1 protein-coding gene is annotated in these 547 nt (G+C 49.5%); it reads right to left on the bottom strand.

Translation table 11 applies throughout. The features are described from left to right. The coding region (locus PSI15_RS18415; RefSeq protein WP_273584775.1) for an IS256 family transposase at positions 1-547 on the bottom strand (547 nt) is incomplete at both ends.

A 547-nucleotide genomic window follows, 5' to 3' on the forward strand; every position in this document is an offset into this window, starting at 1 on the left:
AGTTTTCCCGCCAACTGCGGCTGATTTGCGGATAACGTTCATCCCACTGTTTAGCGAAGGCTTCCAAAGCCTGCCCAGCCACTTCTTCTGTCGGAGCCTGATAAATCTGTTTCAGGTCTTTTACCACGGCTTTCGCATCCTTCCAGGACACATAGCGCAGATTATTGCGTATCATGTGAACAATACACAGTTGAACCCGGGTTTGTGGATAAACGGCATTAATCGCCTCAGGAAACCCTTTGAGTCCGTCAACACAGGCAATAAAAATGTCTTTCAGCCCACGATTATGGAGTTCGGTCAGCACACTGAGCCAGAATTTGGCGCCTTCGTTTTCAGCCAGCCACAGCCCCAGCAGTTCCTTGTGCCCTTCGGTATTAATGCCCAGTGCGATGAAGACCGATTTATTGATGATCTGGTTATCCTGACGGACTTTGACCACCAGACAATCCAGATAAACGATAGGGTATAGGCTGTCCAATGGACGGCTCTGCCACTCAATCACCTCGGCTTTCACCGCATCGGTCACTTTGGCAATCAATGATGGGGA

Origin of the sequence: Xenorhabdus sp. PR6a (assembly GCF_028599065.1) — a bacterium.
Lineage (GTDB): Bacteria > Pseudomonadota > Gammaproteobacteria > Enterobacterales > Enterobacteriaceae > Xenorhabdus > Xenorhabdus doucetiae.